The organism is Shewanella sp. SM73 (assembly GCF_025653795.1).
In the GTDB taxonomy this organism is placed as follows: Bacteria; Pseudomonadota; Gammaproteobacteria; order Enterobacterales; family Shewanellaceae; genus Shewanella; species Shewanella oncorhynchi.
The window spans coordinates 311,767-328,707 of the sequence record NZ_JAKKRY010000003.1 but is presented as its reverse complement, the minus strand read 5'-3'; the positions used below and the strand labels follow the sequence as shown (position 1 = coordinate 328,707).

11 protein-coding genes and 1 riboswitch are annotated in these 16,941 nt (G+C 46.9%); of the genes, 4 read left to right on the top strand and 7 right to left on the bottom strand.

The features are described from left to right. Complete coding sequence (gene thiC, locus L5M51_RS06735) at positions 1–2,121, bottom strand: phosphomethylpyrimidine synthase ThiC (RefSeq protein WP_263172047.1); 2,121 nt, start codon at positions 2,119–2,121, stop codon at positions 1–3. A 201-nt stretch (positions 2,122–2,322) separates the two neighbouring features. Beyond that, positions 2,323–2,421, bottom strand: a riboswitch (TPP riboswitch). Positions 2,422–2,588: 167 nt separating this feature from the next. After that, positions 2,589–3,965 (bottom strand): hypothetical protein, encoded by a 1,377-nt coding sequence (locus L5M51_RS06730; RefSeq protein ID WP_263172046.1) that lies wholly within the window; start codon positions 3,963–3,965, stop codon positions 2,589–2,591. Positions 3,966–4,459: 494 nt separating this feature from the next. On the opposite strand from L5M51_RS06730, the gene trhA reads away from it, so the two are divergent. Then, positions 4,460–5,143 carry a PAQR family membrane homeostasis protein TrhA gene (gene trhA / locus L5M51_RS06725; RefSeq protein ID WP_131524085.1) on the top strand — a complete coding sequence of 228 codons (684 nt, stop codon included), beginning with the start codon at positions 4,460–4,462 and terminating at the stop codon, positions 5,141–5,143. A 132-nt stretch (positions 5,144–5,275) separates the two neighbouring features. Here the strand turns inward: trhA and L5M51_RS06720 are convergent, their stop codons facing one another. The 3 genes from L5M51_RS06720 to L5M51_RS06710 form a co-directional block, all read right to left on the bottom strand. After that, positions 5,276–5,881: a tRNA-uridine aminocarboxypropyltransferase gene (locus tag L5M51_RS06720; RefSeq protein WP_263172044.1), complete on the bottom strand. Its 606-nt coding sequence runs from the start codon at positions 5,879–5,881 to the stop codon at positions 5,276–5,278. A gap of 148 nt (positions 5,882–6,029) precedes the next feature. Next, complete coding sequence (locus L5M51_RS06715; protein WP_131524087.1) at positions 6,030–6,560, bottom strand: NUDIX hydrolase; 531 nt, start codon at positions 6,558–6,560, stop codon at positions 6,030–6,032. Between the two features lie 279 nt (positions 6,561–6,839). Further along, entirely contained in the window at positions 6,840–7,631 is a 792-nt protein-coding gene (locus L5M51_RS06710) for a tRNA (adenine(22)-N(1))-methyltransferase (protein WP_263172041.1), read from the bottom strand. A 267-nt stretch (positions 7,632–7,898) separates the two neighbouring features. On the opposite strand from L5M51_RS06710, the gene L5M51_RS06705 reads away from it, so the two are divergent. Then, positions 7,899–10,046, top strand: coding sequence for a glycoside hydrolase family 97 protein (locus L5M51_RS06705; RefSeq protein WP_263172040.1), 2,148 nt, complete (start codon positions 7,899–7,901; stop codon positions 10,044–10,046). 89 nt (positions 10,047–10,135) lie between these two features. On the opposite strand, the gene L5M51_RS06700 is transcribed toward L5M51_RS06705, so the two are convergent. Together L5M51_RS06700 and L5M51_RS06695 are read right to left on the bottom strand one after the other, a co-directional pair. Further along, entirely contained in the window at positions 10,136–11,143 is a 1,008-nt protein-coding gene (locus L5M51_RS06700) for a class I SAM-dependent rRNA methyltransferase (RefSeq protein ID WP_263172039.1), read from the bottom strand. A 210-nt stretch (positions 11,144–11,353) separates the two neighbouring features. Beyond that, positions 11,354–11,647, bottom strand: coding sequence for a YciI family protein (locus L5M51_RS06695; protein WP_212601800.1), 294 nt, complete (start codon positions 11,645–11,647; stop codon positions 11,354–11,356). Positions 11,648–12,539: 892 nt separating this feature from the next. On the opposite strand from L5M51_RS06695, the gene L5M51_RS06690 reads away from it, so the two are divergent. After that, the gene (locus L5M51_RS06690) at positions 12,540–14,201 is read left to right on the top strand and encodes an MFS transporter (protein ID WP_263172037.1); all 1,662 of its coding nucleotides are present in this window, start codon (positions 12,540–12,542) and stop codon (positions 14,199–14,201) included. Between the two features lie 148 nt (positions 14,202–14,349). After that, positions 14,350–16,887 carry a glycoside hydrolase family 15 protein gene (locus L5M51_RS06685; RefSeq protein ID WP_263172036.1) on the top strand — a complete coding sequence of 846 codons (2,538 nt, stop codon included), beginning with the start codon at positions 14,350–14,352 and terminating at the stop codon, positions 16,885–16,887. Positions 16,888–16,941 lie beyond the last annotated feature (54 nt).

Here is a 16,941-nt window from a genome sequence, read left to right as displayed (position 1 = left end):
TTAGGCTTCCTCAGCTTCGGCGACAAGCTTATCTTTTACCTGCTTGTCTATCACCTGATAGATCTCGGCGCCCGAGGCAGCAAATTGTGCCGATTTTAGCGCCATTGCCGCCTCCAACTCCTGCGGCGTCTTGATTGTGACTTGCATAGCTTGGGCAGCCGCTTCAACTTGCTCCGCCTTCGCTTGTGCCGCCTCTAAGCCAGCGGCATAGGCGCGAACATCTTGGGTGATTTTCATCGAACAAAATTTAGGGCCACACATAGAGCAAAAATGCGCGACTTTAGCGGATTCCTGCGGTAAAGATTCATCGTGATAAGCACGCGCGGTTTCAGGATCGAGTCCTAAATTATATTGATCTTCCCAGCGGAATTCGAAACGCGCCTTTGCCAGCGCATTATCACGAATTTGCGCACTCGGATGACCTTTCGCCACATCGGCGGCGTGGGCAGCAATCTTATAAGCAATCAAACCTTGCTTAACATCTTGTTTATTCGGTAATCCTAAATGTTCTTTTGGCGTGACATAACACAACATAGCGCAGCCGTACCAAGCGATCATGGCCGCACCTATGCCGGAGGTAAAATGATCATACCCAGGTGCGATATCGGTGATTTGTGGGCCAAGCGTGTAAAAAGGCGCTTCATCGCAGTGAGCTAACTGCTTGTCCATGTTCTCTTTAATGAGCTGCATCGGGATATGTCCCGGTCCTTCGATAATGGTTTGTACGTCGTATTCCCACGCGATTTTGACTAGCTCACCTAAGGTTTCAAGCTCTGCAAACTGGGCGGCATCATTAGCGTCGGCAATCGAGCCTGGACGCATACCATCACCTAAGGACAGGGATACATCGTAGGCGACGCAAAGCTCACAGATCTCACGAAAATGGCTGTAGAGGAAGTTTTCCTTGTGATGACTCAGGCACCATTTGGCCATGATTGAACCGCCGCGGGAAACGATCCCAGTAACGCGTTTAGCCGTCATCGGCACATAACGTAGCAGTACACCAGCATGAATCGTAAAGTAATCAACACCTTGCTCAGCTTGTTCAATCAAGGTATCGCGAAACACTTCCCAGGTTAAATCCTCTGCCACGCCGTTCACTTTCTCCAGCGCTTGATAAATCGGCACTGTGCCGATGGGCACTGGTGAGTTGCGGATGATCCACTCGCGGGTTTCGTGAATATAACGACCCGTGGATAAATCCATGACAGTATCTGCACCCCAACGGGTTGACCAGACAAGCTTTTCCACTTCTTCCTCGATGGAAGACGTCACCGCCGAGTTACCGATATTGGCGTTCACTTTCACCAGAAAATTACGCCCGATAATCATAGGTTCGGCTTCGGGATGGTTAATATTCAGCGGAATAATCGCGCGGCCACGGGCAACTTCGGCGCGGACAAATTCGGCGGTAATCGGTTCGCCGACTAAGGCACCAAAGGCTTCGCCCTTGGCTTTACGATTGAGGATTTCATCCTGTACTTGCGCAAGTGCCATGTTCTCGCGGATCGCCACATATTCCATTTCTGGCGTGATAATCCCTTGACGGGCATAGTGTAATTGACTGACTCGTTTGCCCTGCAGCGCTCTGCGTGGGCGGACAATGGCACTCGAGCCAGCCTCAAAACGCAGATGATCTAAACCGTCGTCGGCAAGTCTTTGTTGGGTAAAGTCTGAGGTCGCGCAGGATAATTGCTCTGTGTTGTTGCGGGCTAGAATCCAGTTTTGTCTTAATTTACCAAGGCCTAGACGCACATTGATGTCGGCCTCAGGATCGGAATAAGGTCCGGCGCAATCGTACACGCGGATTGGCGGATTTTTTTCCATGATGGGCGCATCATCTGTGCCGCCGACCAAGGTGTCAGTCTGCAGAATTTGCCGCATGCCAACGCGAATATCGGCACTGGAACCCTCGAGATAAATCTTTTGTGAATTAGGATGTTGCAGTGGCGCTAGCGTATCGATAAAGGCTTGGGCCTGCGCACGGGTTTCGCGGCGACTCGGCGCCTGAGGCACGATTGATTGACTAGACTCAGTCGATTTATTAGGGATTGTCGATTCTGGCGCTGTGATTTCTATCGCACTGGCAGCTACAGCTGGGTTTGGGTTTGAACTGGACATAAGCAATCTCACGTTAAAAAATGGAGTTGCTTGTCTGGAGAATTGAGTTGTTGATAGCTGGGCATGGCAATCAATTTTTGTGGCCAACACTGGCTTCAAAAATTGAGTTACCCTGCTCAATAACAATTAAATCTAAACATTAAGGCTTAAAACACTGCTGAGTTAGCAGGTGTTCAAGCCGTCTATTTTGGCGATTTAATATGTGTTATTACGCTTGTTTCCTTCGCAGGTTTTAACCTGATCAGGTTCAACGGATCCCGAATAAACGGTCTCAGCCAAGAGGCACTCCGACAAGATGAGTGCGCAGTATAGACAGAAGCGGCAGCAACAAACAAGGAAAAAAGCAATTAAAAACCTTAACAACCAATCCAAAATAAAGATTCATAATTAATTGTTTTTAATTGATTAAATAAAATAAAACTAAAAAAGATATAATTAGCATGAAAATAAATCACAAAAGAAAGTCACTATTTATGGGGTTTGAGCATCATTTTGTTTAATCGAGATTGAATGGCATCATCAATAGCTTGATTGATTTTTTTGCCACTGCAGTTAATGGGAAAACCTAAATTTTCGGCGTTAGGATTAACTTGAGTGCCGACTTGTACCACGCGATAACAAGTATCCCCTTTACGCACAATACGATTTGGGTCCAAGGGTAAATCTAGACTCGTTGTGTCACCGAAATCATCGGCATTAGGGACAAATAGCACCTCCATCTCTGGGCTCATTTCACTCATATTCGATTTCCGGGTGAACTTATCGGCCTGTTCAATGACGAGATCATCGAGCGCTTGCTCGCGCTGACGTTCAAAATATTGCTGCGTGAATAAACTCATGCTTGAGCTTGTCGCTATTGTGATCTCACCTTCTGCTGCAGGCGAGCTCTTAGCGCCAAGCTGCGGCTTTAATTCTGAGGTATCCAACGTATTCGTTGGTTTTATTGCCATCGTTTCAGTGGGTTGTTCATCACTTGGGGCAATTGATTGAGTTTTCTTTGATTGAGATTGGCTCGATTGAGTGATGTTCGGTTTAACCGTATCTGGGTTCACTTTTTCTGATTCTACTTTTTCAGAGACGGCCTTTTCGGGTGCTATTGTTTCAGGCATGACCTTTTCAAGTATTGGCAGAGGCTTCACTTGAGTTTGAGGTGTGGGAACAATTGTAGGCGTAACAGAACTTGTCGCTTCAGTCTTATCCTCGGCCTTTATCTCAGTTTCGGACTCTGAGGTTTCGGCTTTCTCTACCGCGGGAGCATAAATAAAGTAAGCCTTGATCGCTGCCACTTTAGGGCCACGACTTTCTATTTCCTTCAATCCGAAGGGATTTAACTGCGGGCGCCACAAAATACAGATAAGTAAAAATAAACACGCATGCACTAAGACCACAAAAAATAACAGACTTAATTCTTTGAAATATGGCTGACGAGCACGTAAAACGGATCCCGTCCCCAATCCCTGAGCACTAGTTTGTATCGTCCCAGACAGTTCAGGTTTGGATTCAGACTCAGGAACCAATTTATGTTGATGTTGATCTTGATGTTCAGCATGGATTTCTTGCAGTACCAAATCTTGGGTTTTATCTTGAGCTATGCCTTTGATGTCATGCTTAGAGGCTGAATGACCTGCATCGCTATTGAACACTAATGGCTCCGTATCAGTGGTAAAAACAGGCGTTTGAGCAGCATCCAGTTCACCGAGCTGATGATCAAAGGCGATAAAAGTCTCACCTTCTGGCGATGTGACCGAAATCAGCAAAGCACTATCGACATCATCTCCAATCGCTATCGCTGTAGGAGATGCTGTCAATAAAGGCGCGGCCTTGGGTTGATGTTGAAAAGGCAAAATCCATCCTTAGGTTTTGTATAGTATCCATTGATTTCAATGATGCTTAACGTGGAACGATTACACTCTAATTCAATATCAATCCAATATCGGGTTGGTGAATATTGAAAGCGAATTATCTATTGATTGCATTTACTTACGAGTGCTCAACGCAGATTAGAGGAGGCAAACAGAGCAAAGTTCAATGCGAATGCAACCTGCTACAAGCACAGTACTTTACGCCAGTGCTTGATAAGCCACTTGCCAGTTAAGACAAATAAGGCTGGGAATTGGGATCATAATCGCGCTAAATTGAATGTTAAATCTCACGTCTTGAAGCGAGTAGCATCATCAATGCGATGCACTGATGGGAGTGCAAGACGGCGTTAAAAATCTAAAAGATGAAAAATAGAAGCCAACCATAAATTTAAGCTTACAAGTGTACGCTAAAATATGGTGATTTATTTTTCTAACTGATAGACTCAGTCATTATCGTTTACGAGTGTGTATCTACCATGTCGAGTCAAAGTGTTACCGAACAGCCAAACACAGTTAAAAACCTGGTAAAATCTGGACCATATAGTATCAAAGAAGAGATCGCTAACAGTGTATCCCATGGCCTAGGTGTCATTGCGGGGATTGTGGCATTGGTCCTCATGCTGCTTAAAGGTCAAGATCACCTAACGCCAATTCAACTTACGGGCGTAACCATTTATGGTGCGAGCATCATAGTGCTTTTCCTATGCTCGACGTTATATCACAGCGTTAGCCATTCAGGCTGGAAACATAAACTGAAGATCGCCGATCACTGCGCTATTTACTGTTTAATTGCAGGAACTTACACACCTTTGATGCTGATAAGCTTACAAGGCACGCAGTCGATAGTGATTTTAACGGCCATTTGGTCGCTTGCAATTGGTGGGATCCTATTTAAGACACTGTTTATTCACAAATTCAAAAAGTTAAGCTTAGTCTTGTATCTCGCTATGGGTTGGCTATGTGTCACTGTGATGGGCGATTTAACGGCGGCGATGTCAGAGGTAGGCTTTAATCTATTGATCTTAGGCGGGTTATTTTACACATTAGGGGTTGTATTCTACGTCGGTAAACGCATTCCATTCAACCATGCCATTTGGCATTTGTTTGTGCTCGGCGGTGCCATGAGTCACTTTCTGTGTATTTATCTGACTGTTATTTAACTGACATTGATTTAACTGGCTCTAATTTAAATGACTATGATTTAACTGACGGTGATTTATCTGTGGGTCAAAGCTAAAAGTCGTTAATTATCTATTTAAGCACTTCCTCGAACGCTCTCTCGAACATCGCAATCAAGTACGGCTATTCAATTCAGTAAACAGCGATGCTAATAGCGTCGCTTGTTCTGCTCTACCACACTGGCGCCAAAGCGCAATAATACATTCTGCAGTGCACAAGCCCCCTTCTTGCTGATTACGCCGCAATATAAAGGCGGATTCAGGCATAAGTGGCGGCAAACTGACTCGTGCAGCCGTTTTCAGATAGGGGCTCTGGCGCAGCATCTTACGTGCCTCCTGCCAGGTCGCATCTAAAATCACCACTTGGCTCGGCATTAGTTCTGCTATCACTGTAGATTGCGCTGGTGCTAAAAAGGCTTGTGCGTTCGAGAGCGCTGGCTCAGCTAAAACCGTATCTAAGGCATTATGATCAATGGGTCCAGTGTGCTCAGTATCACTTGCAGGAAACAACAGCTTGGCTTGCTGCGATGCCAACATAGCCACTAAATCGTTATCAGGTGCCGTTCTCGACCAGACGATGCTTTTCACCTCTTCAGGGAATGCGGCTAACGCGAGTTGGCCAGTATTCGTTTTGCGGGTTAACTCGCGCTCGTGGGTCAATAAAATAATCTGCATTGCCTTCCTTGCTGCGGCAAAAGAATGAGAAATAACATTAAACATCTAGCGATTTTAGGAACAGGCTCGAAGCAGTATCAGCTTAAAAGATCAGGTTAAAATAACGACGTTTAATCGCCAACCAAACCCTGCTCACTCAGTTATGTGTGAAATAAAATCATATATTAAACACATGATTTAAAAATGATAAAACTTACAAACATTCCAACACTATCTGTTTTAGCAGAAAAGTTTCACGTTCTATTGATTGGCCTTTATGGGGATGATTACGCTGAATATCTTCATTATGGGCGATAGCTTGATGAATATTGAGCCATTGAGGTCGCATGCCATTTTTAATCTCATGGGCTTCTAATCGAGTCTCACCTAAACCACGCTCGCCCAAGGTGATGTCAATACGGCACACATAACAGAATGACTCCATGTGCACTACATTCGCTCCTTCACGGTACCAAGGTCGAAACTCTTCATAGCGACCAAAAGGGGCTAACACTTGAATGTCTAAGGCACCGGTTTCTTCCTGTAGCTCGCGGATCAGTCCATCTTCGAGACTCTCGCCATCATCAATTCCGCCTCCGGGTAAGCTGTAGTCGCGGTATTTTTGGGTATAAAGTAGCAAAATGTCTTCACCCGATAACACTATCGCGCGGGCAGCTCTGCGATAAAAAACGCGTGCCGTCTGTAGGTTAACCGCTGGATCTTGGGTGGTTCTCAATAAACGCATAGTCGTAGCCATTTGCCGAAAAGGAGTCGCAGCATAAACGAAAATGTGCCAAATGCAGATCAAAAACTGTAGCAGAGGCAATAATCACACTCAGTCCAGTCCGAGTGATTGATAGGTTTTAGCGATTAGACTCTTGATTATTAAAGGCTTAAGCTAAAATCGTTTTGCCCATGATGTTAAGATCGCGATGCATCAGCTCTTTCGCCTGATCCTCATCGTAACTGCTCATCTTTGGTTCTCATCTTAGTTCTCAGCGTAATCCCCAAGCGGCAAAAATGCTCAAGCGCATTCAAACTCACTATGCTCACTTAAGAGCTGGGCCAATTGCTGCTGATAGGCGTGAATAATTTCAGGAGTTTGCTTGTGCGCAGGCATGCGTTGGTAATGACCAATCACCTGCGACAAATAACGCTGCGCTCGCGGCAAACTTGCTTCATCTAGCATCTGCCACATTAACGAACCCGTAGCACTGATAGGCAGAGCATTTGGAGCCGCGATTGTACTGACATGGAGGATTTCGTAGAAACGTTGATTCTCTTCCAATAAGAGTTCCGACTTGAGCCCTAGCCCTAAGGCCGAAAGTGATTGCCTGACATAATAATTATGATGCACGGGACACAAAATAAATTCGAGGTACCGCTGTGGGTGCAGGGCTAGAATTGCCCGCACTAATTCCACCAGCAGTTCACCACCCACACCAGCGATGATGATCAACTGTTTATCCTTGTCACTGGTTTGCACGAGCGGTAAAGCCGCAACATCAAGGCAATGCACTTGCCATTGAGTATCACGACTTAAATTTGGGTCTATGTCCGGGTTTAAGTGTGGATCTAAGTTTGGATCTAAGTGTGAATTTAGGCCTGATATGTCAGCGGGGAAGAAACGCTGCAAACGCACTTCAAGCGCCTGCATCAGCGAAGGGACACAATCGACAAAGTGTACATGGCGGGCAGCGCTCCTTTCTAGCAACAGCATACCGAGCAAACCATGATCGCAGCAGCAATCCCAAATATGGTCGTAATGACCACTGATCATGCTGTTTATCTGTTGTAAACGTTGGCTAATTTTCACGGTTTGACCTTACTACTGCGGCTCCAAATACTGTAAATCCCACTGTAAATCCCACGCTAAATTGCATTTTTAAGCAAAAAGAAAGCGCGCAGTTTACCCGAGTCAAAAGCAAACCACATCTTTTGTTCGTGCTCTCGCAGTGCTTCACGTCACGTCTGTTACGCCACGCCTTAATATGGTGAATACGTATGCAGGCCGTTGCGGTTAAAAAGCCATCGCCACTAGTATGCTGTGAGTCACATTCGTTATAAAAACAAGGATCAAGGAATGTTCATCAAGACCAACCCTATTCAGTTCACTCGCAGCGACTTAACTGCCTGTCACTTAACAAACAGCCACTCTCGCCAGAGCTCATCGTGCCAAAAGCTATCGCAAGTGCTATTAGGCCCTACAGCCATCGCCCTTGCGGTCACGAGTCTTTTTAGTGCCAACGTATTTGCTAAAACCGTTACCGTCAGCTCACCCAACCAACAAATTCAAATCAGCTTGAGTGACGATACTGGCCGCCCCGAATATAAAATCAATTTTCACGGCAAGACAGTCATAGAACCGAGCCGCTTAGGCTTAGTTTTTCAATCCCTTGGTGAACTCGGTCAAGGATTGCAGATTAACAGCAGCGAGAAAAAAAGTGCCGATGACAAGTGGCAACAACCTTGGGGCGAGCAGGAATGGATCCGCGATCAGCACAATCAACTGACCGCAGTATTAAGCAACGGCAAGGTGCAACTCGAAGTCGAGTTTAAAGCCTTTGACGATGGTATTGGCTTTCGCTATCACTTAGCCCAACAAGCCGCCCTTCCCGCGAATTCGCCGCTCTCAATCACAGACGAGTTAACCGAGTTCAATGTCGGCCAAGCCGATAAAGCCACCGCTTGGTGGATCCCTGCCCGCGGTTGGAATCGCTACGAATATTTGTATCGCACCACAGCGCTGAAAGAAGTCGATAGAGTCCACACGCCTTTCACCTTTAAACTCGCAGATGGAACGCACTTAAGTATCCACGAAGCTGCCTTGGTGGACTTTGCCGCCATGACCTTAGATCAACAGCGCGATGGCAAACTTAAGGCGGATCTCACGCCTTGGTCAGACGGTATTCGCGTCAAAACCCAAATGGGTTTTTATACGCCGTGGCGCACCATTCAAATTGCCGACAAAGCAACTGGGCTGCTCAATTCGCACCTCATCCTAAACCTCAATGAACCCAATAAACTCGGCGATGTTACTTGGGTAAAACCAGGGAAATACATCGGTATTTGGTGGGGAATGCACTTAAACGAAAATACCTGGGGCTCGGGCCCAACCCATGGCGCAACCACCAGTGAAACAAAGCGTTATATGGATTTCGCCGCTAAATATCAGTTTGATGGTGTACTGGTAGAAGGTTGGAATGAAGGTTGGGACGGCGACTGGTTCCACAATGGCGATCAATTTAGCTTTACCAAGGCCTATGCTGATTTCGATCTGCCCGCCATCACAGCCTACGGAGCAAAACAAAATGTACGTTTAATCGGCCACCATGAAACCGCAGGTTCAGTCACGCATTATCGCGATCAAATGGCTGATGCCTTCGCCCTGTATGAGCAGCATGGTGTTACTCAAGTCAAGACGGGCTATGTCGCCGATGGTGGCCAAATCAAGCGCATAGATGACAAAGGCATTACCCGTCACGAGTGGCACGACGGCCAGTTTATGGTCGGTGAGTATTTGCACAATGTCACTGAAGCAGCGAAACACCACATCAGCATCAATACCCACGAGCCGATCAAAGACACAGGCCTGCGCCGAACCTATCCGAACTGGATCTCCCGCGAAGGTGCCCGCGGCCAAGAGTATAATGCTTGGGGTAGCCCACCAAACAGCCCTGAACATACGGCCATATTACCCTTTACCCGCATGCTTGCGGGTCCAATGGACTTTACCCCGGGAATTTTTGACTTAGCGCCCAAGGGGTTGGATGCTGAAAATCGTGTGCAAACCACATTGACCAAACAGCTCGCCTTGTACGTTGTGCTCTATAGCCCAATCCAAATGGCAGCAGACTTACCGCGCAATTATGAAAAGCACTTAGATGCCTTCCAATTTATCCGCGATGTGCCCACAGATTGGTATCAAAGTGTCGCGCTGGCCGGTGAAGTCGGTGACTATGTGGTCTTTGCCCGCCAAGCGAAGGATCAAGGTGATTGGTACTTAGGCGCACTCACGGATGAAACCGCACGCAAGGTCACGGTCAAACTGGATTTCCTCTCCCCGAATAAACGTTATCAAGCACAAATTTACCGCGATGGATCAAAGGCCGATTGGAAAACCAACCCCTATGATTATGTGATAGAAACAAAAGAGGTGAGTGCTAAAGATAGCCTAAACCTCTCACTCGCCAGCAGTGGCGGCACGGCAATAAGGTTCAAAGTGCTTTAATAAAGTGCTTTAACGACTTTGTTGCGAGCAACAAAGTCGCTATAAACAAAGGGAGCTAAAAAGCGCCCTTTGTGTTTACTGTGACCCAATTAGTTTAATGTCAGTGCCACTATTTTAAGTGGATGATTGTCATCGAACGAAGGGAAATCCTCATGGGGATCGAGCCAAGTGTACGTAGTGACTGTACGGCCTTGTTTTTCAACGCAGCGCACTAAACTGTCAAACCATGCTTGGCGCTCGACTTTCGCCACATTGTTACAGCAAACGATAGTGCCACCGACTTTGGTCGCCATTAATGCGGGCTTGAACAAACCTTGATAATCATTAACCAAATCGACAATACCAAAAGCACTCTTGGCATAACGCGGCGGATCGAGAAACACCAGATCAAACTGGGTTTGCGCCAATTTGGGATAACTCGGTAATTTTTGATTACGGCGCCCTCCCACACTCAAGCCTGCCAATTGGCGCAATGCCGGAAACGCATCACTCTGCACAAACTCACATACATTCGACACCTGATTTAATGCCGCATTCGCTTTGCCCGTCGCTAAAGCAAAGGAAGAAAAATCAACATTCATCACCTGAGTCGCGCCGCCGATGGCTGCCGCAGTACCAATGCCGCAGGTGTAGGAAAACAAATTAAGCACAGTTTTATCTTGGCTGTGTGCCCGCACATATTCGCGGCCAATGCGCATATCGAGGAATAACAGCGGATCTTGTCCTTCGTGGCGCAGTTTAGTGCTGAACTTGATGCCATTTTCCTGCATTACTCGCTCAGAACTCGCGATCTCTGTCAGTGCGGGTGATAAGGCATTCAATACACGGGAATGGCCTAATGAACGATCGTTATACACTATCGGTAAATCGGCCTGTTGCAGCAAAACAGCGCTCACATCGGCTAACTCTTCGTCGGTTAAGGTCTGATGAAAACTCTGCACTAGCCAAGTATCGCCGTAACGGTCGACATTCAAGCCACTCACGCCTTCAACTGTGCCATGGAACACCCGAAAACAATCGGTTTGATCCTGTTCAGCTTGTTGTAAAAAATCATGGCGTTTCGCCAGAGCCGTCGATAACAGCGTTTGAATAGACATAAAAAGCGGGACTCGCGCAGCGGAAACCTGCGTAAGGTTTCAAGAGGGAAAACGGCATAATACCAAACTAGGTCGCAGAATATCGGAAAAGTTCGCCCCGAAAACAGCATAAACACCGACTAACACCCAAATGGGGGAACTCTATATCCCCCAACCCGCCAAGCCTGTTATAACCAAGTGCACGGAATAATTTTCAAACAAAGATGTAGGTTAAATCACTTCAAGCAACTGTTCTAACCCTAGCGCCGTTTTAGTCGGCACAAACTCTATCACCTCAAACTCAGCGACATCGGCAATGCAGAAAGGATCTTGCTGCAAAATAACCTCTAGCGCCGCGCGACTTTCAGCCTTGGCGAGGATGACGCCACCGGTACGTGGCACCTTACGACCCGAGGCGACAAAAGTCCCTGCGGCATAATACTCATCAAGATAAGCAATATGGGCGGCTAAATGTAACTCCACTTCTGCAATTGGCTTTTTATAGGTAAGCGAGACAACAAACATAGGGATCCTTTAATCAACTGAAAAAATTTAAAATAATCGAACGAAAAACGCTTAATCTGGCGATCATCATAAGCTAAGTACCTATCTGATCCCACCATATCTAGGCTGGCTATTATCATAGTGCAGAGTGCGCGACTTTCGAGTCAAGCTATCGGCATCCGTACTGGATATTGATTGCATGCTGACTCTTATTAAGTGCATTGAACTCGCCGTCAGTTATGCTGCGGTTGATTTTATCACTCAGTTAACATCCGCAATAACAATACCCTTTTTTCTAAAAAATAATGCAATGACTGATCATCAAGTATTCTAACAAGATTAGAGAGTTATTTGAGCATTCCAGCAAGCCTATGACTATTGATAAACCGTCTAAATGCGTTACACCTATGTTTCCATCCAGTTACTAAGCCATGATGAATACGTATGTAAGCAGTTGTGCAAAAATCTACGCCGAGGCTACTATAAATCCGCTCGTTTCACCCTCTGCTTGTGGGGTTTGAAATCTGTGAGGTCGTTTCTGATAGGGTTATATACAAGGATTGCTATCAGGCTTAAGTTCTTTCTGCTGACTGGCTTTAGGCCACTCACTTGGGCTACCCCCCCTTTGAATTAAGGTGTTAGGTCCCAATTGAAATGAATTTATCGGCGAATATGCTTCTGAGGGAGGAGTATATTCGCCATTTTTTCACAGAGTACACTCATTCATGGCATGCGCGAAACTACCATGAATAAGCCATGAATCTGACTCTTAGCTTTTATTGTATGCTCTTGGCTGTGATGAAATAGCTCACCACATAAAAGCAAAGTACAGTGCCAATCCATTGCTAGGCAAAACAATTAAAACAATAAGCACTCAAGGCAGAACGACTGCCAGCAACAGAAAGGAAGTTCAATGTCTTCGAATTACCAGCAAGATCCCCATCAAGCCGCTGCGCCTCAGTTGCCGCATTCATTCAAGCAACAACCTGAGTTGAATTTCTGGCAAATTTTTAATATGTGCTTCGGCTTTTTAGGCATTCAATTTGGGTTTGCCCTGCAAAATGCCAACGTCAGCCGCATTTTTCAAACCTTAGGGGCCTCTATCGATGAAATTCCCATACTGTGGATTGCCGCGCCGCTAACGGGTTTATTGGTTCAACCTATTATTGGTTATTTGAGTGATAACACCTGGGGACGCCTTGGCCGTCGCCGCCCCTATTTTTTGATTGGCGCGATTTTTACTACCCTTGCCATTTTTATCATGCCGCACTCGCCTACCCTGTGGATTGCCGCAGGCATGTTATGGATCATGGATGCCTCGATCAACATCGCCATGGAGCCGTTTCGCGCCTTCGTCGGTGACAATTTACCGAAAAGCCAACGTACTCAAGGCTATGCCATGCAAAGCTTTTTCATCGGTATTGGCGCTGTGGTGGCTTCGGCCTTACCCTATATTTTGACTCACTTTTTTGATGTTGCGAATACTGCACCAGCAGGTGAAATTGCCGATTCAGTACGTTATGCCTTCTATTTTGGCGGCACAGTATTATTGCTCGCCGTCAGTTGGACTGTCGTATCGTCAAGAGAATATTCCCCTGAAGAATTAGCCGCCTTTAACGCAAAACAAGCCGATGCTGAAGATCAAACCTTAGCCCGCACTCGTACCCGTAAGGACTATCAATTTGCCTCCATCGTGTGGATGGGTCTCGGCGCCCTGCTCACCTTCGCTATTTGGGCTCAGGATTTAGATAAGCAGTTGTATATCTTGAGCTTAGGAATTTTCGCCTTTGGCCCATTGCAATTGTATTGCGCGCTGCGTTTGGGCAATTCACAACCCGCTGAACGCAATAAGCTCGGCATGGTATTTAGCGTGGTCGATGACTTGTTCCATATGCCCAAAGCCATGCATCAACTGGCGATCGTGCAGTTTTTCTCTTGGTTCGCACTGTTTGCCATGTGGATTTACACCACTGCCGCCGTGACGTCTTACCATTTTGGCAGCAGCGATGTGTTGTCCCAAGCTTATAACGACGGCGCAGATTGGGTCGGCGTACTGTTCGCCTCTTACAATGGTTTTGCCGCCATTGCCGCGATTTTTATTCCTATGCTGGCTAAGCGTATTGGCATCAAGCTGACCCACACAGTCAATATGTTCTGTGGTGGTATAGGTTTGATTAGTTTCTTTTTTATTAAAGACCCAAGCCTGTTATGGCTGCCTATGATAGGTGTCGGTATCGCGTGGGCGTCAATTTTATCTGTGCCCTACGCCATGTTGTCGGGCATGTTACCCCCGCAAAAAATGGGCGTTTACATGGGGATTTTTAACTTCTTCATCGTCATCCCGCAGCTTCTTGCCGCCAGTGTGCTGGGTTTAGTGCTCAATGGTCTGTTCGATGGTCAACCTATTTATGCACTGATCACAGGTGGCGTCTTGATGATGTGTGCAGGCATTGCCGTATTATTTGTCGACCAAGACGTTGTAGAACAAAATAACTCAAATAATCAAAGTGCAGCGATGAACCGCAAGACCTACTCAATCACGAAAGCCACAAGCAAATTAACGAATAAAAGTTAGCTCTTTATAACAGCGATACACATTAGGCGACATGCAGCAATGCATGTTAAGCGCGGTGAATTCGGTCATTTGGCTAATCACAGCAGCATAAAATATCTTTATCAATTCAATCACTATAAAAATAAAACCATTATTTGGGGAGAACGAGATGGAATCGAGTCCTACGCCGCAGCAGGATCTGCATACCAGCCAAAACCGTCACACACAAGCGTTAACAAGACGCAGCCGCCTAGCGCTTGCCGTCGCCGCAAGCCTCTTAGGGATAATAGGGTTAGCGGCCTGTTCACCAACATCGAATTCAGCAACAACTGCCACAAGTGTGAATGCCGCGCCAAATGTGCAGCGGGTTGCGCCCGGCGCACCAGGTAAAGCGCCGACTTGGGCATTTTCGGGTAAAACTGGTATTGGGACGTCTTACGAGCCTTATACCCAAGGTCAATATCAAGATGCCAAGCAAAATCCCATTAGCCGCGTTTGGTTCTCCCTCGCCCAAGGTATTTTAACCGAAACCATGTATGGTCTTATCCATAATGCGCAGCTCAAAGAACTGCAATTTGTGGTCACAGGTAATGGCTTTGTCGATACCGAAAAAGAGAACACTATCAGCAGCATAGAATATTTAGATACAGATGCTAATGGTCGCCCACAATCCCTTGCCTATAAAATTATCAATAAAGATGTTGAAGGTAAGTATCAGATTGAAAAGCATATCTTTACCGATCCCGACCGCGACACTTTGATGATGCGTGTCACCTTTACCGCCTTTGAAGATGGCATTACACCGCATTTGTATGTCAATCCGCATATCGACAATGCGGGCGCCAATGATATCGGCCGCATCGACACTCATACAAAGAATCAGGCGCTGGTGGCCTATACCGCCGCCAAAGACAGTAGCGTAATGACGGTAAAATCCGATCTGAATTTTGTGCAGGCAACCACTGGCTTTGTCGGTGTTTCCGATGGCCTAGCCGATTTGGCCGATAACGGCAAACTCGATACGCCCTATCAAACAACCAGTGCGCAAGATAAATCGACCGTCGGCAATATCGCCTTTACCGCAAGCTACCCAACGCTCATCAAAGCCAAACCCGTCACCTTTAATCTCGCCATCGGTTTTGGTAAAGATGAACCCCAGAGTTTAGCCAATGCCGATGCCACCTTGGCCGCAGGTTATGATGCTGTGCTCAGCAATTACAACACGGGCTGGCACGATTACTTAAGCTCACTGCCCGCCATCGCTAACATGGCCAACAACACGACCGATAACGGTAAGCTGCTGTATACCAGTGCTATGGTCTTGAAAGCGCAGGAAGATAAAACCTATGCGGGCGCACTTATCGCCTCGTTATCTAATCCTTGGGGCGATACGGTTTCGGCAGCCGTGCCGAGCACTGGCTATAAAGCAGTATGGCCGCGCGACTTTTACCAATGCGCCATGGCATTCCTCGCCATGGGTGACACGCAAACGCCCAAAGTGGCCTTCGAATACCTGAAAAAAGTGCAAGTGACCGAAAAGACGCCCGGCTTTTCGGGTACGCCCGGTTGGTTCCTGCAAAAGACCCATGTGGATGGCCAAATTGAATGGGTCGGCGTGCAGCTCGATCAAACCGCCATGCCTATCATGCTCGGCTGGAAACTCTGGCAAGCGGGCGTACTCACCCCTGATGAGATCAGTCACTGGTATCAAGAGATGCTCAAAGGTGCAGCGGACTTTTTGATCAGCGGCGGTGACGTCAATCTGGATTGGAATCACACTCAAATCACCCCACCTAAAACTCAGCAAGAACGTTGGGAAGAACAAGCGGGTTACTCCCCCTCAACAACGGCTGCCGTGATCGCCGGTCTTGTTGCCGCGAGTGAAATTGCCAAAGAAGCTAAAGATATTACTTCAAGCGCCCGTTATCTTACCGCCGCCAAAGACTTAAGTAATAGTTTAGAAAAACACTTAGTCACCACCCAAGGGCTATTGAAAAACAGCGCAGATGTCAGCGCGCCTTACTATTTACGTTTAAGCCCGAATGGCAAGCCAAACACCAGCGATAAACTGGCGGCAAATAACGGTAAGCAAGGTTTAGATCAGCGTCAGATCCTCGATGGCGGATTTTTAGAACTAGTACGTTATGGCGTGCGCGGTGCAACCGATAAGCTCATCAATCAAAGCCTTCAATTGATTGATAACACTGAACTTGAACCAAACCTACGCCTTAAATATGAGTTTAGCGCCAAAGATGGCAGCACTATCCCAGGCTTTAGACGTTATGGCAACGACGGCTACGGTGAGGATACGGTTTCTGGCAATAACTACGCAGAATCCGGCAGCAACAGCGCCGATCAACGCGGTCGAATCTGGCCCTTCTTCACCGGCGAGCGCGGTCATTTTGAGCTATCACTCGCCCAAGCAAAAGGTGAGCTCGCAGGCAATAACGCGCAGCAAACCAAGCAGCAGTTGATCAACACCTATGTGCAAGGCATGGAAACCTTTGCGAATGCTGGCATGATGTTACCCGAGCAAGCGTGGGACGGTGTCGGCGACGCCACCCGTTATCATTACCAACTCGGACAAGGCACCAACTCTGCCACACCGCTTGCCTGGACCCATGCCGAATACATCAAACTGGTGCGCTCAATGACCGATGGCCAAGTCTGGGATTATTACCCTATCGTCCCAGCGGCATTAAAATGACAAGTTGAAATAATCAATTAAAATAGCGCATTAGCTTAACGATACTTTGATAAA